General features: G+C 61.4%; 1 protein-coding gene. It reads left to right on the forward strand.

Annotated features, from left to right (window positions below; genetic code table 11):
* On the forward strand, positions 1–874 hold an 874-nt coding region (locus AC1DYI_RS37080), incomplete at both ends, for a TonB-dependent receptor (RefSeq protein ID WP_477209060.1).

Here is an 874-nt window from a genome sequence, read left to right on the forward strand (position 1 = left end):
GGCCTCTAACTCGCCGGCCGGCTCGGGTACCGCCAGCATCGCGCTGCGCGGCCTGAGCGACAGCGAAACACTTGTGCTGTTGAATGGTCGTCGCATGCCGGTCAACGCGCTTTACGATTCGTCGGGCGCGGGTGCGGCTTTCGACATCAACTCGCTGCCGATCGGCGCGATCGAGCGCATCGAAATCTTGAAGGATGGCGGCTCGGCGATCTATGGCGCGGACGCCATCGCCGGCGTGGTGAACTTCATCACAAAGCAGGACTACCAGGGCATCGAAGCCACTGTGTCCTACGGTGTCAGCAGCGAAGGTGACGGCGCTGAAAACCGCCTGGGCATGTCCGCCGGTTTCGGTGACTACGACAAGGACGGCTTCAACATCCTGTTCGGGCTGGACTACTTTAAGCGCGATCCGATTCTGCGCAAGGACCGTGACATTTCACGTTCGGTCGACTTCCGCCGTTTCGGCGCACCTCGCGATGGCCGCAGCGGCTTCTCTCCCTACGGCAACGTCATTGACCCGAACACCGGCGGCTTCGTCGGCGTTACCTACCGCGATTGCCCTCCGGAGAATCTGAGCGGCGGCGTTTGCCGTTACGACTTCAACGCGAGCCTGCTGACCGCCTACAACGGCGCCAATCGCTTGAGCGGTCTGGTGCTTGGTTCGKTCAAGGTGACTCCGGACGTCAAGGCGTTCGCAGAATTCATCTTTTCGACGTCCAAGGACACCTTCAAGGCTCACCCGGTTCCCGACTACTTCATCGTGCCCATCATCGATGAATCGCAGCGGCCCTACGAGATTCTGGATGCTGACGGCAACGGTACCGACTCGATCTACATCGCCGGCCGCTTCATGCAAGGTGGCCCGCGCACGACC

The organism is Ideonella sp. P3_A4, from assembly GCF_056403075.1.